Source organism: Nitrospirae bacterium YQR-1, from assembly GCA_039908095.1.
In the GTDB taxonomy this organism is placed as follows: domain Bacteria; phylum Nitrospirota; class Thermodesulfovibrionia; order Thermodesulfovibrionales; family Magnetobacteriaceae; genus Magnetomonas.
Map to the genome: position 1 here is coordinate 193,781 of JAMOBJ010000001.1, position 18,309 is coordinate 212,089.

Below are 18,309 nucleotides of genomic sequence, written 5' to 3' on the forward strand. Positions count from 1 at the left end.
CAGCGATAAGGGGATTGGAGCGTACGCCCCTGAGCTTGTGATGATGCCGGCAAAGTTAGGCAATTGAAGGCTAAATGGTATTAGTGATATCTTCAGAACAAAAACGGAGGGAGAGATGGACAGACGCGATTTTTTAAAAAGCGGGGCTGCATTAACGGCCCTGGCAGCCGCTTTCGATACAGGTGTTGCTGAGGCCGCAGAGGATAAGCAACCCACAATAAAACGCTATCAAGAAATTGGAAAAACCGGCCTGAAGATGAGTGATATATCATACGGGGGCGGGCACATTCCTTCGGCTTCAATGGTGCTTCGTGCAGTAGAGCGCGGGATAAATTACTTTGACACCGCACCGGATTACGGACAGTCTGAGTCATATATCGGTGAGGCAATGAAAAACATCAGGCGGGATAAAATTATCATAGCCTCCAAGTTCTGTAACCCAATACCCTATCCAGGACACCTTTCCACAGGCACTTCAAAAGACCAGTATGTCAAATCGGTGGAGGACAGCCTAAAGCGCTTAAAAACAGATTATCTGGATTTTTGCTTCGTACACGCCATAGGTGAGCAGAGTAAGGACAAAGAGGCTGAAATGAAGCGTCTTTTTGACGAAAATATGCTATCAGCGGTTGAGACCCTTAAAAAGAGCGGCAAGGTCAGGTTCCTTGCCACCTCATCTCACGGCCCCTCAAACATGGAAGCACTCCTTATGGAGGCGGTTAAGAGCGGTAAATTTGATATGATCATGCCGTCTTTTAATTTTATGAAATTTCCACAGCTGCCGGATGTGCTAAAAGAAGCTAAAAAGCGCGGAGTCGGCGTCATTGCTATGAAAACCCTTGCCGGTGCAAAGGACATGAACATGGAATTTAAGGAGTCCAACTATGCACAGTCCGCCTTTAAGTGGGTATTGAAACATCCGGAGGTCAACGGCCTCATTATAACAATTAAAAGTGTAGGCGACCTTGATAACTACCTTCCCGCATCGGCAAAGGAATACACCGCTGCGGATGAGTATATCTTACAGCGATATGCAGCTCTCTACGGCTCAAGTTACTGCCGTACAGGCTGTGACACCTGCCAATATAGCTGTCCCTACGGAGTTGAGATTTCCTCAACTTTAAGATATAACATGTATTTTCATGACTATGGTATGGAGAAGCGAGCGATGACCTCCTATGCCTCTGTCAATAACAAAGCCGGCAGATGCAGCACTTGCACTACTAAGCCCTGCACAGGCGCCTGCCCCTATGGTTTGCCGGTTGCTGAGATGCTTGTGGAGGCACATAACTCTTTAACTTTTATCGCATAAAGAGGCCATTATGATAACTTGTTTTAGAATATGACGGCATGAAAGCTGCTTCAAATTCAGTCTCATATGTGTTGCTGGGCTTGTTGCCGGTAATTGCGGCTGTTATCTGGTTTACAGGGCAGCGCTATGACCATGCCCTTATTGATTTTAAGGCTTATGGTGCAGCCTTTAACCTGCCCTTAACATTTGCCGACTTAAAACAGTTACCCAGTCCCCGCTCCTACACACAGGAAAACCTCTATGAGTATATTGACGGACATGCCGACTATTTCATTAGTAACGGTTTTATATCGCTTGGAGTGTTTGAGTATATTAAAGCAAATGGAAATCCGGCAAGCCCCGATGTTACTGTGGAGGTTTACGATATGTCCGCCCCTATTCAGGCCTTTGCCGTACTAACCGGTGAGCTGCCCGACGGTGCACAGTCCGTTGAAATTGGAAACATGGGATACATGACGTCAAAAGGGATAAGTTTCTTCACAGGCCGGTACTTTGTCAAAATTACGGCATTTTCTGAGGGTACTGATGTCAAGGGTATTGCCGAAAAGGTCGCCTCCTCAGTTAACCCGACTCCTGAGCCGTTTCCTTTATTTGCAGCATTTCCCGACATAGGCAACCATATCTCCACGCGCTTTATTAAAGAGAACTACCGCGGCCTCGATTTTATGAAAAACGTCCTTGAGCGGCAATATAATATCGGTGGCAAGCAACTGACCATTGCCCTGTTAAGCACCAAAGAGCCGGAAGCCTTTGTCGGCCGGACCCTGTCGTTTTTAAATAAGTCCAAAATCAGGGTTGAGGCGGTAACACGGGGTAATGCTAAGTACTACAAGGTATTTGACCCCTACGAGGGAACATGGTATTTGATACCAAACGCTGAGCGGGTGTTTGCCCTCTACGGAGATGCGGATGATGAGATCATCGGAAAAGTTATTAAGCAATAAATTGCCTTTGTAGTTAACTGCTATGTTGAAATGTCAAGCCTTCTTTTTTTTCTTTTCTAAATTTTTGGAGAAAATTTAGAAAAGAAAAAAAAGAAGGCTTGACATTTCAACATAGCAGTTAACTACATAAGCATTAACAATAAATTAACGCAACTTACAGTTGACAAGGCAAAATGTCTCTGATTTTACTTTACTAAAACGTTGAGCATATGGTACATTCCATCATATCAGCAAGAGCCTGCCATAGTATTGTAATGAGGATGTAATTAAAGGAATAATGGGCAACCTATTTATTTACGGGAAATTGATAGAAAACATTTATAGATTAAAACACTGCGTTTATATATTGGCTAATCAGGCCGGGTTTGTAAGGCTTGGGCGATAGGGGAGACAGAGCAAAAGCTATGCAAAATCTATTGCACGACCTCATGAGACTTCTTGAGCAGGACGACCGTTTGGTTGTGGAGGGGCAATTGCTCAAGAATAAAATTGTTGAATTGGCTTTGGGGATGGATTCAGGGTTGATCCGGCTATTATTGACACATAAGGGTATCCGCCGTCATTTTTTTACTGATATAGACGGAGTTTTGGTTTTCGATAAAATCAAGTTTCAGCAATTTGTGAGCAACAAGGATTTTTTACCGGACAGTTACACTACCTTCAAAAACAAAATCGGTTTGACAGCGGACGGCCGTTACCTGACGGACAGTAAGGAAGTCGTTTTGGCATGGCCTTATAAGGACTGTGTGTTGGAAGGCGGTCAAACGAAAGAGGATGCAAAGCGCAATGAGATTTTTTGGAATGAGACACTTGCGCCTGATCAAATTGACAGGCTTTTGTCGCCGAAGGTTCTTACGAATTTCAAAAGATATGATAGAGGCGGTGAACACAAAGTTTCCACTATAAGTTTGGATGATAATCTCGTTATCAAAGGTAATAACCTGTTGGCTCTACATACCCTGAAAGGTGTTTATGCCGGACAAGTAAAGTTAATTTACATTGATCCACCCTATAATACTGATGGAGATGACAATGTCTTTTCGTATAACAATACCTTTAACCACTCGACATGGCTTGTATTTATAAAAAATAGACTAACTATAGCCAAAGAGTTTCTATCCAATGACGGTTTCATTGTTATTGCTATCGATCACGCAGAATTATTTTATCTTGGTGTTCTTGCTGATGAGGTTTTTGGTCGAGATAACCGAATTTCAATTGTAACCGTTGAACACAATCCAAAAGGCAGAAATCAAGCTGAGTTTTTCTCAGCCAATAGTGAGTTTATGCTTGTTTATGCAAAAAATAAATTTCTTGCTGAATTTAACAGCGTCGCAATCAATGAATCTGTCAAAGCACTATTCAATGAGTTTGATGAAGAAGGAAGCTACCGATGGGAGCCTTTTATTAGGGCTAGGACTGTTTGGTCAAGAGAAAATAAACCCAATAATTGGTATCCAATCTATGTGAGCAAAGACCTAAAGCACATAACGAGTGAACCTTGTATAGATTACTACGAGATTTATCCCACGACAAGCAGTGGTGAATTTTCCTGGAAGAAAATAAAACAATCATTCAATGATCTTAACAAAGGCGATTATTTCAAAGCCACAAGAGATGGCGATAAAATTGTTTTACTACACAAATACCGTGAACAACAGGTGCTCAAGAATGTATGGACGGACAAGCGTTATCATTCAGAGTTTAATGGAACCAATCTTCTGAAGAAGTTGATAGGCAAGACTAAGTTTAGCTACCCAAAGTCAATTTATGCAGTGATTGATGTAATTAAAATTATGACTAATAGCGATGACCTGGTTATGGACTTCTTTGCTGGAAGCAGCACAACTGCACATGCTGTCTTACAGGTAAACAAAGATGATAAATCAGACAGAAAGTTTATATGTATCGAACAGCTTGATGAACATGTCGATGTATCTATCAGAAGGTTAAAAGCAGCAATTAAAGGTACTTCGGATATCCCATCCATTGAAGAAGGTGCATTTGTCTATTGTGAACTGCTAAGAGCAAACCAAATCTTTGTTGACCGCATACAAGCTGCAAAAGCCACTGAGGTGTTACAGGCAATATGGAGTGAGATGCAGGACAGAGCTTTTTTGAGTTATAAAATTGATCCGAAAACGATTGACTTAAACAGCGCTGAATTCAACACCTTAAGCCTTGAAGACCAGCAGCGTTTTCTGATAGAAGTGCTTGATAAAAATATGTTGTATGTCCCATTGAGTGAAATGGACGATGAAACCTATGGTATCAGTATCGAAGACAAAAAATTGAACCGTCAGTTTTTTAGTCAGCGGTAATTCGAGGTAGCTGTGAACAACATTAAGACCCTTCATCAAATTCTGATAGAGGAACTTGGAAAGAGAACGATTGACAAAACGGAATTACCAACCGTGATTACCGGCAATCTGAATCCGTCCTTTAAGTTACGGCCTTATCAGGAACACACCTTACAGTTTTTTCTGAACTACTGGCAGGAAGATTTTGACGGCAAGCCGCGCCAGAATCATCAATTGCTGTTTCACATGGCAACGGGAAGCGGCAAGACCCTTATCATGGCAGGGCTGATGCAGTATCTATATGCACAGGGCTATCGCAATTTTCTGTTTTTCGTCAACAGCACCAATATTATTGACAAGACGAGGGATAATTTTCTGAACCCTCTTTCCGGCAAATACCTGTTTGCCCCGCAATTAAGCATAGGCGACAGACATTTTACCGTGCGGGAAGTTGATAATTTTCAATCATCCAATGGAGACGATATCAACATCGTGTTTTCGACAATTCAAGGCTTGCACTTGAGCCTGAACGTGCCCCGCGAAAACAGCCTTACTTATGATGATTTTGAAAATCAGAAAATTGTCCTTATTTCCGATGAGGCACACCATATCAATGCCGGCACAAAAAAAGGAGAAAAATTCACTCAAGATGCTCTCTTTGAGTCAGCAAGCTGGGAAAACACCGTACAGCGTATCTTTATGGCGAATCCTGAAAATGTCCTGCTGGAATTTACGGCTACCGTGGACTTTTCCGATCAAAATCTGGAAGCTAAATACAAGCCAAAGTTGATTTTTGATTATACGCTTAAAGAGTTTCGTAAAGACGGCTATTCTAAAGAAGTGACGGTATTGCAAGCCGACTTGCCGCCTTTAGACAGGGCATTGCAGGCTATCTTGCTTTCCCAGTATCGCCGAAAAATTTTTGAGAAAAATAAACTTGCAATTAAGCCGGTCATTCTTTTCAAATCCAAAACCATCAAGGAGAGTGAAGATTTTTTTGAGGATTTCAAGGCTGGTATTGCTTCACTAACCAGCAAAACTCTTGCCGATATTCAGGCACGCAGTAAGGACTATCTGCTGACAGCCATGTTTGCCTATTACGCAAACACGGAGATCACCCTTGATAATCTTGTAACAGAGCTAAAAGCTGATTTCTCCGAAGACAAAATGATTGTTGTCAACAGCAAGCAAGAAAGTGAAGCGAAACAGTTGATTGTCAATTCATTGGAGGCTGCTCACAACGAGTACCGCGCCGTGTTTGCGGTTGAAAAACTTAATGAGGGTTGGGACGTTCTAAATCTTTTTGACATAGTACGCCTTTATAACACCCGTGACAGCAAGGCAGGGAAAATCGGCAAAACGACCATGAGCGAAGCACAGTTAATCGGACGGGGTGCGCGTTATTGCCCGTTCCGGCTATTGCCTGACCAGCCTTTTGATCAGCGAAAATATGACCAGGACCTTGATAACGAAATGAGGATTTGTGAGGAGCTTGTTTATCACAGCGCTTATAATCCAAAATACATTCAGGAATTAAACACGGCCATGCATGAAATAGGCATCAAGCCGAAAGAAACACGCAAGCGGACCATTAAGCTAAAGGAGTCATTCAAACAAACAAAGCTCTATAAGGCCGGGCACATCTTTCTCAACAACCGGCAAAAATACGATCGCCACAACATTTTTGGCTTGGATAGTACCCTGATACAAAAAACCTATGCTTTTAAGTTACACACCGGCCAGAGCCGGACCAGTGTTGTTTTTGAAGAGACAAACGGCGCTAAAGCCAACATTGATCGAACATCTAAGGATTATGAGCTATCGGATTTTGGCGTTTCAGTTATACGAAAGGCCATGCAGCGCATAGACTTCTACCAGTTCGACAACCTTAAAAAACGGTTCCCAGGACTTAAATCAGCGCAGGAGTTTATAACTTCGGAGCGATATCTTGCCCTCGTTAAAGTTGAAGTTTCCGGCAAAACCGGCAGCGTAAATAATTTGCTTCCTGATGATAAACTACAGGCAACGACAAAAGTTTTGATGGAAGTTGCAGACGGCATTGTTTCCAACAAGCTGGAATACGAGGGTGCTAAGGAATTCAAGCCCTATTTGCTCAAGGATAAAATCACCGACAAGACCCTCAGTTTTTCCTTAGACGAAAGCGATGACAAGCAATTCGGAAAGTCTATGAGCAATGCCAATGAAACACCCGAGCAGTATCACCTTGATTTGAGTAAGCGAGATTGGTTTGTGTTTGACGATTGTTATGGGACTTCCGAAGAAAAATTGCTCATTAAGTTTATAGACAAGCGTTATGACGATCTGAAAAAGAAGTTTGCAGACATCTATTTGATCCGTAATGAACGGAATTTTAAGATATATAACTTTTATGACGGCAGACCCCTTGAGCCTGATTTTCTGCTTTATCTCATTGGTAAGGAAAAGAAGGACACCATGTACTATCAAGTATTCATTGAACCAAAAGGTGGACACCTTCTCAAAGTTGACGAATGGAAGGAACAAATGCTTGCCAACTTAAAGGTTAAGGCTGTTATTGATCAATTATGGAAAGATAAAAAATACGTTGTTTGGGGGATGCCATTCTTTAATAGTGAACAAAGGATGCCTGAATTTGAAACTGCATTCAAAACACTTGTTGAATAAGATTTCAGTATAAATAAAGGAAATAATATGGATTTACTAGTATTCAAGAAGAGTTAAATGCTTAAGCAAAAAATACGTGCCTGCCTCAATGGATATTTCAGTGCAGCGGCGTGACTTTCTGAAAGCATGTGCACTATCAGTCGGGGCTGCGGCAACCGGGGTTGTGTTTTACAGTAAAGAGCCGGTATTAAGGCCTCAGGAGAGGATTCATGTTTTAAAGGATTACCGTGTTGTACAGAGCGCAGTTTATCCTAAGCTCTGCATAGTCCACGGCAAGGATGCCTTAAAAATGGTAACGGCGGCAGTAGAAAAGCTGGGCGGCATATCAGAATTTATAAAAAAAGGCGACCGTGTACTGATAAAACCAAACGTTGGGTGGGACAGACAGCCGGAGATTGCCGCTAACACTAATCCTGATGTTGTAGCGGCGGTTGTGAAAGTTTGTCTTTCAGCAGGGGCTAAAGAGGTCTGTGTGACGGATGTATCAATAAACGACGCCTTCAGAAGTTTTGCACGCTCCGGTATCGAGCCGGCGGTATTAAAAGCGGGCGGCAAGGTCAAAATACCAACGGAAAATGACTTCCTTTCCACAGACTTAAAAGGTGAGATGCTAAGCGTGTGGCCGGTTGTAAGCTTTTTGCATCAGGCGGATAAGGTGATAAACATTCCTGTGCTAAAACACCATTCTTTAAGCAAGTGTACACTTTCTATGAAAAACTGGTATGGGATTCTGGGTGGCAAGCGAAACCGCCTTCATCAGGCGATAAATGTCTCCATTGCTGACCTTGCAGCCGCCGTTAGACCGACTCTGACCGTTATGGATGCTACCCGTGTGCTGAAACAAAACGGTCCCACAGGGGGCAACCTCTCAGATGTATCGGCGGCGGATACAATAATTGCAGGCACCGATGAGGTTGCAATAGATGCATTCTGCCTTAAATATCTGGACTTAACTGTGGATGATGTGCTTTTTCTTAAGATTGCACAGGCACGAGGGATAGGACTTTACGACTGGAAATCCCTCAGCCATGAGGAATTCTCCGTATGATCACCTTGGCAACTATACGACGGATTTATTCCGTCTTTTTTTTCATACTTTTTGTAGTTCTGCTTTTTGCCACAGATTTCAGACACCTCAAGGGATACGAGACTTCACTGTTTTTAAAGATAAGTCCACTTACATTTCTTTCAACTCTTTTGAGCAGCTTTACCGTTTATAAGGGAATCATTTTATCGCTTTTTGTAATTATCCCCACTATTTTTCTTGGTCGTTTTTTCTGTTCATGGATATGTCCAATGGGTGTTTTTAACCAATGGATAAGCCATGTTTTTAATAAGTGTAAAAATGTTGACCACTGCAAGAATAACTCCTACCGCAGCATATTTGCATTTAAATACTATCTGCTAACCGTTTTAATAATTTTAGCGGCATTTGGGGCGCTGCAGAGCGGCCTTTTCGATCCTGTTTCATTTTTAACCCGTTCTTTTACTGTTTCTCTGTATCCCGCTATAAACTATACAGGGGGCACATTTTATCTGAAGCAGCCGATATTTAACGGCGGGATGCTGATAACCCTAATATTTATAATAATCATCTTTTCCAATAGATTTATAACCCGCCTGTGGTGCCGGGCGCTGTGTCCGCTTGGTGCGCTCCTTGGCGTTATTTCTGCTTTTTCAGTGCTTAGGATACGCCGCAATACGGCTAAGTGTACCGACTGCCGGAAGTGTATGAGGTTTTGCCATGGTGCCTGCGACCCTCACTTGTCACTGAGGCAAAGCGAATGCCACCTGTGTATGACTTGCATTGAGGAGTGCCCTGAGGGGGCAATCCATTACGGATGGGAAGAGGCGCAAAGCTCGGAGCACGTGCCGGTTGATGTAAGCCGCCGCAGGATAATCGAAACCGCTGTGGCTTCAATTGTGGTGTTTCCGATGATGAGGAGCGCCGTCAACGCCCATACGCTGGATACCGATAGTGTAATTCGCCCGCCTGGAACAATTGCCGAGGGGGATTTCCTGAGACGGTGTATCAAGTGTGGAGAGTGTATGCGCATCTGCCCAACCAACGTGCTACAGCCGGCCCTCCTTGAGGCGGGACTGGAGGGGCTCTGGTCTCCGGTGTTGATTAACACCATCGGCTACTGCGAGCACAACTGTGTGTTGTGCGGACATGTTTGCCCCACAGGAGCTATCATGCCGCTTAGTGTTGAAAAGAAGATAAAGACAAAAATCGGCACAGCCTTTTATGACCGCGGCAGGTGTCTTCCCTGGGCTATGAACATTGAGTGTATAGTTTGTGAGGAGGTCTGTCCGACCTCACCCAAGGCGATTTGGTTTCAAAACGTAGAGCTAACCATGAGAGACGGCAGCACTAAAACCCTGAAACGCCCCTTTATAGATACCAAACACTGCATAGGCTGCGGCATATGCCAAAATAAGTGCCCGGTTCACGACAAACCCGCTGTATATGTCACCTCCATCGGGGAGAGCCGCTCTAAAACCAACCAAATGATCTTAAAAGGGTGATGCAGGTTTTAGGATTATACCCCTTCCTGCGAGGGGAATGATTTCCCTCTATAAACGCTACTTGGTCTAAACAGCTTCTTTAATAAATCATTATATGATCATATAAAAGATACTTGACATGAGTGTTATAAAGTATTATACTATTAGTAATAAATATATGAAGTGAGGAACTAAAATGGCAACGGGCGCAAAGGACTATTACGACTTACTCGGGGTTGGGAGGACCGCCAGCCAGGAGGAGATAAAAAAGTCATTCAGAAAGTTAGCCAGAAAGTATCACCCAGACCTTAACCCCGGCAACAAGGACTCAGAGACCAGATTTAAGGAAATAAACGAGGCATACGATACCCTGGGAGACCCTAAGAAGCGCAGTGATTACGACAATATGGGCAGAAATCCGTTTGGATTTCAGAGTGGTTTTGACAGAGGAGCAGGTAATAATTTTACCGGTGGTTTCAGAGATTTTACAGATAAAAGAACCGGTGCTAATTTTGAGTTCGGCGGTTTTGGTGATATTTTCTCTGAATTCTTTGGCTTTAACGAAAGAGCCTCCGGTGCATCAACAATGTTTTCACGCGGAACCGATATAACAACCAACCTTACTCTTACACTTGAGGAGGCATATACCGGAACTACTAAATCCCTGAATTTAAAACGAGAGGCGCCATGTAAAAACTGCGCAGGCTCAGGTAAAAAAAACAAGATACCCTGCCGGATATGTAACGGCACGGGGTTTACCCATGCTAACGAAAATATAAAAGTACGGATTCCACAGGGGGTCTCAACAGGCTCAAAGATGCGTCTTAAGGGTAAAGGCGCTGTGGGAAGCGGAGGCGGACAGCCCGGAGATATCGTAATTGAAATAGAAGTGCTGCAACATACTATGTTTACCAGAAAAGGCGATGACCTGTATGTGGATATCCCTGTAACTTTTGTTGAATCAACCCTTGGTGCTAAAATTGAAATACCCTCCTTAAACGGCTCATCCATAATGACGCTACCGGAGGGCACACAAAGCGGCAGAGTGTTTAAACTTAAGGGCAAGGGTATGCCCAGCACTCAGAGCGGCAACATGGGGGATTTATACGCCGAGATAAAAGTAATGGTACCGACAGAGCTCACTGAGAAGGAAAAGGAGCTGGTCGGCCGGATTGAGTCTCTATACAAACAAAATCCGAGAACCGGGATGGTGAATAAGTAATGTTTACAAAAGATAAGGACCGTCCTCTTTATGTTATAAGTGTGGTGGCGGAGATGCTGGGAGTTCATCCCCAGACCCTCAGGCTCTATGAACGAGATGGTTTTATTGCTCCTACAAGATCAAACAAACAACGCAAGTACTCAGATGACGATATAGATGAGCTGTCATTTATTCTTAATCTGACAAAAAACATGGGAGTAAATAAAGCGGGCCTTGAGATTATACTTCAGATGAGACGGCGTTTTCAGGCGCTTCAGAATGAAATGGAACAGTTTATGGTCTGCCTTGAGGATGACTCCAGAAAGGACTTGCAAGAGAGGCTGAAGAGGGTTCTGCAGGGGGTAAAATGACTTTAGATAAATTGACTGTTAAAAGCCAGGAGGCATTGGCACAATCACAAAAAATAGCAGAGAGGTTTGGTAATCAGGAGCTTAACCCGGAGCACCTGTTACTTGCTCTTTTGTCGGACAAAGAGGGCACGGTTATACAAATTCTCCTTAAACTGGGCATAAACCGCACTGATTTAACAAAGGCGGTGGAGGAGGGGATAGATAGATTTCCCAAAGTCAGCGGCTCAACCCCTATGGGGCTGACATATGTATCGGCACGATTTAAGGAAACCCTGGATGAGGCCTTTAATCAGGCCACTGCTTTTGGTGACGAGTACGTAAGTGTTGAGCACATTATGCTGGGGATAATAATCAAAGGGGGCAACGCCTCTGAGCTGTTAAAAAAATATGGAGTAACGGCTTCGGACTTTCTTACAGCCATGCAGGCGGTGCGGGGGCACAGTTGTGTGTCGGACCGCAGCCCTGAAGATAAATTCCAGGCTCTTAAAAAATACAGCAGGGATTTGACGGAACTTGCCCGTACCGGGAAACTTGACCCTGTCATCGGCAGGGATGAGGAAATACGGCGGGTCATACAGGTGCTGGCACGGCGGACAAAAAATAATCCGGTTTTAATCGGAGAGGCCGGCGTGGGGAAAACTGCTGTAGTAGAGGGGCTTGCTCAGAGAATTATAGCAGGGGATGTCCCTGAGCCTCTTAAAGAAAAGAGAGTGGTGTCACTGGATTTGGGCTCTCTTATAGCAGGGGCAAAGTTTAGGGGTGAGTTTGAGGACAGACTTAAGGCTGTTCTGAAGGAGATAGAGGGATCCTCAGGCGGGGTAATTTTGTTTATAGATGAGCTGCACACCCTTGTCGGGGCAGGTGCTGCGGAGGGGGCAATGGACGCCTCCAATATGCTCAAGCCAGCCCTCTCCAGAGGTGAGCTTCGCTGCGTTGGTGCTACCACGTTGGATGAGTACAGAAAGCATATTGAAAAGGATGCCGCCCTGCAACGCCGCTTCCAACCGGTTTTGGTTAAAGAACCCACCGTATCCGATACAATCTCAATTCTGAGGGGCCTTAAGGAAAGATATGAAATACACCACGGAGTGAAGTTTAAGGATTCTGCATTGATAGCCGCCGCCGCTCTTTCTCATCGCTACATAGCGGACAGATTCCTTCCCGATAAGGCCATTGACCTTATTGATGAGGCCGCCTCCAAGCTCAGAATGGAGATAGACAGTATGCCGGCTGAGCTCGATGAGATGCAGCGCAGGGCCAGACAGCTTGAGGTTGAACGTCAGGCGATGCTTAATGATACATCTGAGGAGGCAGTGGAGCAACTTGATAAGATTAACAGAGAGTATGCGGATTTAAACGAAAAACGTAACGCACTTAAAGCTAAATGGATGGGTGAAAAGGAGATAATTTCAAATATCAGAAGCCTTAAAGAAAAAATTGACAGTGTACGCACTGAGGCGGAAACGGCGGAAAGAGAGGCGGACCTTGCACGCGCCGCAGAGCTCAAGTACGGTACACTCATAGAGCTTAATAAGGCTCTGGATGCAGAAAATCAAAAACTTAAGCAACGCAGTGCAGGTAACAAAATGATAACCGACGTAGTGAGCGAGGATGATATCGCAGGGGTGGTTGCCAGATGGACCTCAATTCCCGTCACCAGAATGCTGGAGGCTGAGACAGATAAACTTATTCACATGGAAGACCGCTTGAAGCTCAGAGTTGTGGGACAAAGCGAGGCTGTTGGGAAAATATCAAACGCCATAAGGCGGGCTCGGGCCGGCATTCAGGACCCTGACCGCCCAATAGGTTCATTTATATTTCTGGGGCCTACCGGAGTGGGTAAAACGGAATTGGCTAAAGCCCTGGCTGAGTTTCTCTTTGACGATGAAAACGCCATTGTACGCATAGACATGTCGGAATATCAGGATAAGTTTTCAATGTCAAGGCTTATCGGAGCCCCGCCCGGATATGTCGGCTACGATGAGGGCGGGCAGCTGACTGAAAAAATCAGAAGAAAACCCTACTCGGTAGTCCTCTTTGATGAAATCGAAAAGGCACACCCTGAGATTTTTAATCTGCTGCTGCAACTCCTTGATGACGGACGTCTTACTGAGAGCCACGGAAGGACGGTTGATTTCAGAAACACTCTCATTATTATGACCTCTAACGTCGGCAGCAGACATATTGTTGAATTTCTCGAGGATAAGTACCTCCACCCGGAGTCGTACTGGCAGCCTGATGAAAACTCAGTTATCATAGAGAAAATCATGGAGGACTTGAAAGAGCATTTTAAGCCGGAATTTCTTAACAGGGTTGACGATGTGATTATATTTAATCCTCTCAATAAGGAGCTTATTAAAAAAATAGTGGATATTCAGCTCTACAGAATGAGAAAATATCTGAAACATAAACAGATAAATATAATTCTCACAGACCTTGCCAAGGAGGCACTGGCTGAGTCCGGTTATGATGCCGTGTATGGTGCAAGGCCTTTAAAACGGGTACTTCAAATGGAGATTATCAATCCGCTTGCAATGAAGATTCTTGACCGCACAGTTGCAGAAGGTGATACGGTAGAGGTTGACTATGTCGGCGGTCTCATGCGTTTTTCTAAAGTTGATGTGCCTGAGACTGCCTGAGAGAGGGTTAAAAATAAGTGTAAAAGACGGCGGATGTGTTGACAAAAAACTTTTTTTATTATATCATTGTCAATAGGTTTCTGTTAAATAAAGAAAATTTATTATGGAGGTAGGCAAATTGACTAAAAGGAAGTTGTTTTTATTGGGACTTATAGTAATATCGCTTTCGATGTTAACAGCAAGTTGCGGATTTGTAGCAGACGGGCCGTTTGGGTGGGTCTATACCGACAATAAGGTGCCGGTAGCTATGGGGACGGCTCAAACCGGTGCAAAAGCAGGGAAGGCCTGTATTCATTCTTTTTTGGGAGCAGTAGCTATAGGAGATGCAAGCATTGAGACAGCGATGAAAGCTGCTGGAATTAAGACAGTATATTCGGTCAACAAGGAAAATCTGAACATATTCGGCACCTACACCAGACAGTGCACTATAGTGGCCGGAGAGTAGTATTTTACGGGTGGGTACTTATTTAAATACCGATACAATCAAGGAGGTGATATTATGTCAAATGACAAAACGTTAACAAACGAATCTCCTAAGAGTCGTTTAATATCGTTGTTACTGTGCTTTTTCTTAGGCTGGGCGGGAGGCCATAGGTTTTACTGCAACAAAATAGGAACAGGACTAATAATGCTCTTTACTATGGGCGGTTTTGGTTTGTGGTATTTTGTGGACATCGTAATGATTTCTCTGGGGTCGTTTAAAGACAAGGACAATCTCCCTATATCAAGATGGTAACTTGTAAGAGATATGTTTGACAGACCGGCTAAAAGGGGTGGTTATGATGATGACTTCCACCACTGTCGGTTTATACGGGTTAAAATAAGATGACGGAGATAAATCAGGACACATTATGGTAAGCATAAATAACAGCAGGGATATCAGGCAGCTGCTCCCGATAGTGTTGCTTTTGTTTGTTTCGGTAATATTATCAATAGCGTTTCGCAGCGGCTGGCCATTATTGCTGGCGATAACGGCTGTGTTTGTTTACAGACCAAGCTGGTGGCTTGTAATAATAATGGGTTTTGCTTTTACGGTGTTTCTAAAAAGCGGCTGGCCTCTGATAGGGTCGGTTGTATTTGCTTTTGCCGGCAAGCCTAAGCGATGGTGGCCGATACCTGCCGGTATCGCCTTTGCTCTTGTGGAGGTGTTGTCCTTTTATTTATCCGAGAGGCCTTTGGGAATAACCAGAGGATATACCGTTATGGCGGCTATAACGGAATATTTGATTTATCCGCCCCACGTTGACCTCATTGAATACTGGAGCATATATGAACCAAAAATTGACTGGACTATAGCGTTAATTTTGGGGCTTACAATAGGGAGTTTTATGTCGGCCAAGTATTCAGGGGATTTTAAATGGATGAGTGTGCCCTATATGTGGAGGCAGTCCAAGGGACCATCGGTATTTAAACGCTGGGTGTGGGTTTTTTTAGCAGGGATACTTATGGGTTTTGCAGCCAGGATAGCCGGCGGCTGCGTAAGCGGTCTTTTAATTTCAGGCGCTATTCAGTTGATGCCATCGGGGTTTATTTTTATGATTTCTCTGTGGATAGGCGGTGTGGTTATGACTTTGCTTTTCTACAGAGGCGGAATAATAGCAATAAAGAAGGAGTAACATGTTAGAGCTTGTCACATTTAATGAATTCCTTAGCAGGCTGGCCTCAATATTTGATTCCGGGACGATTGAAGGTGTAAGGGGCGGGTCAAGCCTCTACGGCGGCTTTATAATCGGCCTTATTTTTGGAGTGGTATTACAAAAAGGAAGGCTTTGTAAGTACGACACTGTATCGGGACTTTTCAGGCTTCAGGATTTCACAGTGTTTCGTCTTGGGGCGCCGATTCTCATGGTTTCTATGGTACTGGTGTTTTTGTTGACAGATTTAAAAATAATAGAATTGCATGTTCCTAAGACTGTGATTGTTCCTCAGATAATAGGTGGTTTGATGTTTGGCGCGGCTATTGCTATAATGGGTTTCTGTCCTGGCACGGCGGCAGGGGCTTTAGGCGAGGGCTCCCTTGATGCTATACCAGCTATCGGGGGTATGATGGCAGGGGCTGCTATATATGCTGAGTTTTTCCATGACGACTGGTCAAAGACGTTTTTGACGTGGGGAAATATCGGGTCAGAGACTTTTGCTGAGCTGCTAAAAATTAACCATTGGTATCTGATTGTGTTATTTATACTGATGGCTGCCATGTTTCTTATCATGACTACAATGTTTGACTGGATGATTGTGTTTTTAAGGAAGACGTTTAACATGTATATGGATTTGACAGAAGCTCTTGAGGAAAAGATTCCTCCCGCCGTTAAACAATCACAGGGCAATGTCAACGAAACAGTACGCAATCTTAAAAAGAATATAAAGGATATTTTCTCTAAGTGATACCATATTCTTTCATCTTTGCCATAATGCTGCGGTAGGAAATTTGAAGCATTGTGGCTGCTTTGGTGCGGTTGCCCCCGCAAACTTCCAGAGCGTCCTTAATAGCCTTTCTCTCCTGCTGCGCAAGCGTAACTTTCAGCGGTATGCACGCTCCTTTGATAGTTTTTGCTGTCTGATTATTATTACTCTCATTATCAAGCAGCGGCTTTATGTGCTCATAGCGGATCAACCCGTCATTGCAATAAAGCACCGCCCTCCTCATCACATTTTTTAACTCTCTGATATTGCCCGCCCATTGGTTTTCATTTAAAAGTTCCAGAGCCTCATCTGTTATACCTCTGATTGGTTTGTTAAGTTCATCGGAGGCCTCTGCTACAAACCTGCCGGCAAAAAAATTAATGTCCTCACGCCTTTCCCTTAGCGGCGGCACTGTTATAATAAACTCCCCAAGTCTGAAAAACAGATCATTTCTCAGATTTTTTTTATCCATCAGTTGTTTTAAGTTACCGTTGGTAGCTGTGATTATTCTTACATCTATCTCTATCGGTGCTCTGCTGCCTACCGGATAAAGCAGTCTCTCCTCTACTACCGACAGCAGCTTTGCCTGTATGTTGGGAGACATATTTTCTATTTCATCAATAAATATTGTGCCGCCGTGGGCAGTTTCGAAAAATCCCTTTGACTTTCTGTCTGCTCCGGTAAAAGCACCCCGCTCATGTCCAAAAAGCTCGCTTTCTATAATGTTTTCAGCTAAGGCCCCTATGTCAACCTTAACAAAAGGCTTACCTGCTCTTGCACTGAGGTTGTGAATTATTCGTGCTATATATGACTTCCCTGTGCCTGTCTCACCTTGCAATATTACAGAGAAATTGCTCTCCGCCACTTGCTGTATATCTGCTATGAGTGAGCTGATTATGGCGCTTTTCCCTAACTGGCTTTCTAAGGAAGTACCCACTACATTTCTTAGCGCTACAGTCTCCTGTTTTAACTGCCGCTCTTGAATTGCTCTTTTTACGGTTATTATCAATTCATCGAAATTAGGTGGTTTAACTACAAAATCATATGCTCCCAGTTTCGTTGCCTCTACCGCTGTTTGGATGTTTGCATAGCCGGTCACTATTATTACGGGTACATCAGCACTTATTTTTTTTAATTCTTTTAATGTTTCGATCCCATCCATCCCATTCATTACTAAATCCAAAAGAACTGCCGATGTCTCTCCCTGCTTTAACAATTCTATTCCCTCAAGGCCGCCCCGCACACTTACCACCTCATAGCCGACAGCACCTATTAGTTCTTCCATACTTTGTGCCAATACTACATCGTCATCTATTATCAGTATTTGCTCCGTCTTTGCCATTCTCCCTCCCAGTAAATAACAACTCTATCGCCTCTGTTAACAGTATCAGGTTTTAAATTTTTTAGAAAAGTCAAAAGGGGGCGCTCTTTCATATCCAAAGCCGGCACTCCATTTACATTACAGTTACAATTTTGCACAAATACATTTAGTGCATATTTAGAAGGAGAGCCGTTTTGGGGCTCTCCTTTGTATTGTACTTATTATATAGAGCTATATTTAGCTGTTTACACAAAATGGTTAAGGTTTTTTAGTCTCGCCACCGGTTGGAGCTACCGGTCCCTGGCTGTCCTTGTTAGTGTCATCCTTAGGCTGTACTCCTGCGCCGCTAAGCGGTAGATTTGACCCAGCAGGTGAACTCTTTGGAGCAGCTTGAGGGATAGTGACAACCGATGTCTTTTTTGCCTCGTAAATGGCAAGCAGTAAGGCTGTTATCATAAAGATAACGGCAGTGGCGGTGGTAGCCTTAGCAAGGAAGGTGGCCGCCCCTCTTGCACCAAAAATAGTCTGGCTGGAGCCGCCAAAGGCCGCGCCCATCTGTGAACCCTTTGAGCTCTGAACCAGCACAACAAAAATCAAAAACACACAAACCAGCACATGAACTATCAGTAGGAGTATATGCATGTGT

15 protein-coding genes are annotated in these 18,309 nt (G+C 43.8%); 13 read left to right on the plus strand and 2 right to left on the minus strand.

Annotated elements, in window-relative coordinates; genetic code table 11:
• Nucleotides 1–115 precede the first annotated feature (115 nt).
• The 13 genes from H7844_00960 (at nucleotide 116) to H7844_01020 (ending at nucleotide 16,324) form a co-directional block, all read left to right on the plus strand.
• Nucleotides 116–1,312, plus strand: a complete 1,197-nt coding sequence (locus H7844_00960; protein MEO5355851.1) for an aldo/keto reductase — start codon at nucleotides 116–118, stop codon at nucleotides 1,310–1,312.
• Nucleotides 1,313–1,350: 38 nt separating this feature from the next.
• Nucleotides 1,351–2,256 (plus strand): hypothetical protein, encoded by a 906-nt coding sequence (locus H7844_00965; protein MEO5355852.1) that lies wholly within the window; start codon nucleotides 1,351–1,353, stop codon nucleotides 2,254–2,256.
• A gap of 404 nt (nucleotides 2,257–2,660) precedes the next feature.
• Nucleotides 2,661–4,577, plus strand: a complete 1,917-nt coding sequence (locus tag H7844_00970) for a site-specific DNA-methyltransferase (protein ID MEO5355853.1) — start codon at nucleotides 2,661–2,663, stop codon at nucleotides 4,575–4,577.
• 93 nt (nucleotides 4,578–4,670) lie between these two features.
• Nucleotides 4,671–7,220 carry a DEAD/DEAH box helicase family protein gene (locus H7844_00975; protein ID MEO5355854.1) on the plus strand — a complete coding sequence of 850 codons (2,550 nt, stop codon included), beginning with the start codon at nucleotides 4,671–4,673 and terminating at the stop codon, nucleotides 7,218–7,220.
• 88 nt (nucleotides 7,221–7,308) lie between these two features.
• Complete coding sequence (locus H7844_00980; protein ID MEO5355855.1) at nucleotides 7,309–8,268, plus strand: DUF362 domain-containing protein; 960 nt, start codon at nucleotides 7,309–7,311, stop codon at nucleotides 8,266–8,268.
• Nucleotides 8,265–9,749 carry a 4Fe-4S binding protein gene (locus tag H7844_00985; GenBank protein MEO5355856.1) on the plus strand — a complete coding sequence of 495 codons (1,485 nt, stop codon included), beginning with the start codon at nucleotides 8,265–8,267 and terminating at the stop codon, nucleotides 9,747–9,749. The genes H7844_00980 and H7844_00985 overlap by 4 nt, the downstream gene beginning before the upstream one ends.
• 175 nt (nucleotides 9,750–9,924) lie before the next feature.
• Nucleotides 9,925–10,950, plus strand: coding sequence for a DnaJ domain-containing protein (locus tag H7844_00990; protein MEO5355857.1), 1,026 nt, complete (start codon nucleotides 9,925–9,927; stop codon nucleotides 10,948–10,950).
• Entirely contained in the window at nucleotides 10,950–11,300 is a 351-nt protein-coding gene (locus H7844_00995) for a MerR family transcriptional regulator (GenBank protein MEO5355858.1), read from the plus strand. The genes H7844_00990 and H7844_00995 overlap by 1 nt, the downstream gene beginning before the upstream one ends.
• Nucleotides 11,297–13,939 carry an ATP-dependent chaperone ClpB gene (clpB, locus tag H7844_01000; protein MEO5355859.1) on the plus strand — a complete coding sequence of 881 codons (2,643 nt, stop codon included), beginning with the start codon at nucleotides 11,297–11,299 and terminating at the stop codon, nucleotides 13,937–13,939. The genes H7844_00995 and clpB overlap by 4 nt, the downstream gene beginning before the upstream one ends.
• 118 nt (nucleotides 13,940–14,057) lie before the next feature.
• Complete coding sequence (locus H7844_01005) at nucleotides 14,058–14,384, plus strand: TRL-like family protein (protein MEO5355860.1); 327 nt, start codon at nucleotides 14,058–14,060, stop codon at nucleotides 14,382–14,384.
• A gap of 54 nt (nucleotides 14,385–14,438) precedes the next feature.
• A complete protein-coding gene (locus H7844_01010) occupies nucleotides 14,439–14,675 on the plus strand; it encodes a TM2 domain-containing protein (protein MEO5355861.1) in 237 nt (78 codons plus the stop codon).
• Nucleotides 14,676–14,790: 115 nt separating this feature from the next.
• A complete protein-coding gene (locus H7844_01015; GenBank protein MEO5355862.1) occupies nucleotides 14,791–15,555 on the plus strand; it encodes a YeeE/YedE family protein in 765 nt (254 codons plus the stop codon).
• A 1-nt stretch (nucleotide 15,556) separates the two neighbouring features.
• On the plus strand, nucleotides 15,557–16,324 hold the full coding sequence (locus H7844_01020) for a YeeE/YedE family protein (protein MEO5355863.1): 768 nt from the start codon (nucleotides 15,557–15,559) through the stop codon (nucleotides 16,322–16,324).
• Here H7844_01020 and H7844_01025 read toward each other — a convergent pair.
• Entirely contained in the window at nucleotides 16,317–17,684 is a 1,368-nt protein-coding gene (locus tag H7844_01025) for a sigma-54 dependent transcriptional regulator (protein MEO5355864.1), read from the minus strand. The two genes, H7844_01020 and H7844_01025, sit on opposite strands and share 8 nt — an antisense overlap.
• 237 nt (nucleotides 17,685–17,921) lie before the next feature.
• Entirely contained in the window at nucleotides 17,922–18,305 is a 384-nt protein-coding gene (gene secG, locus H7844_01030) for a preprotein translocase subunit SecG (protein ID MEO5355865.1), read from the minus strand.
• Nucleotides 18,306–18,309: the final 4 nt, after the last annotated feature.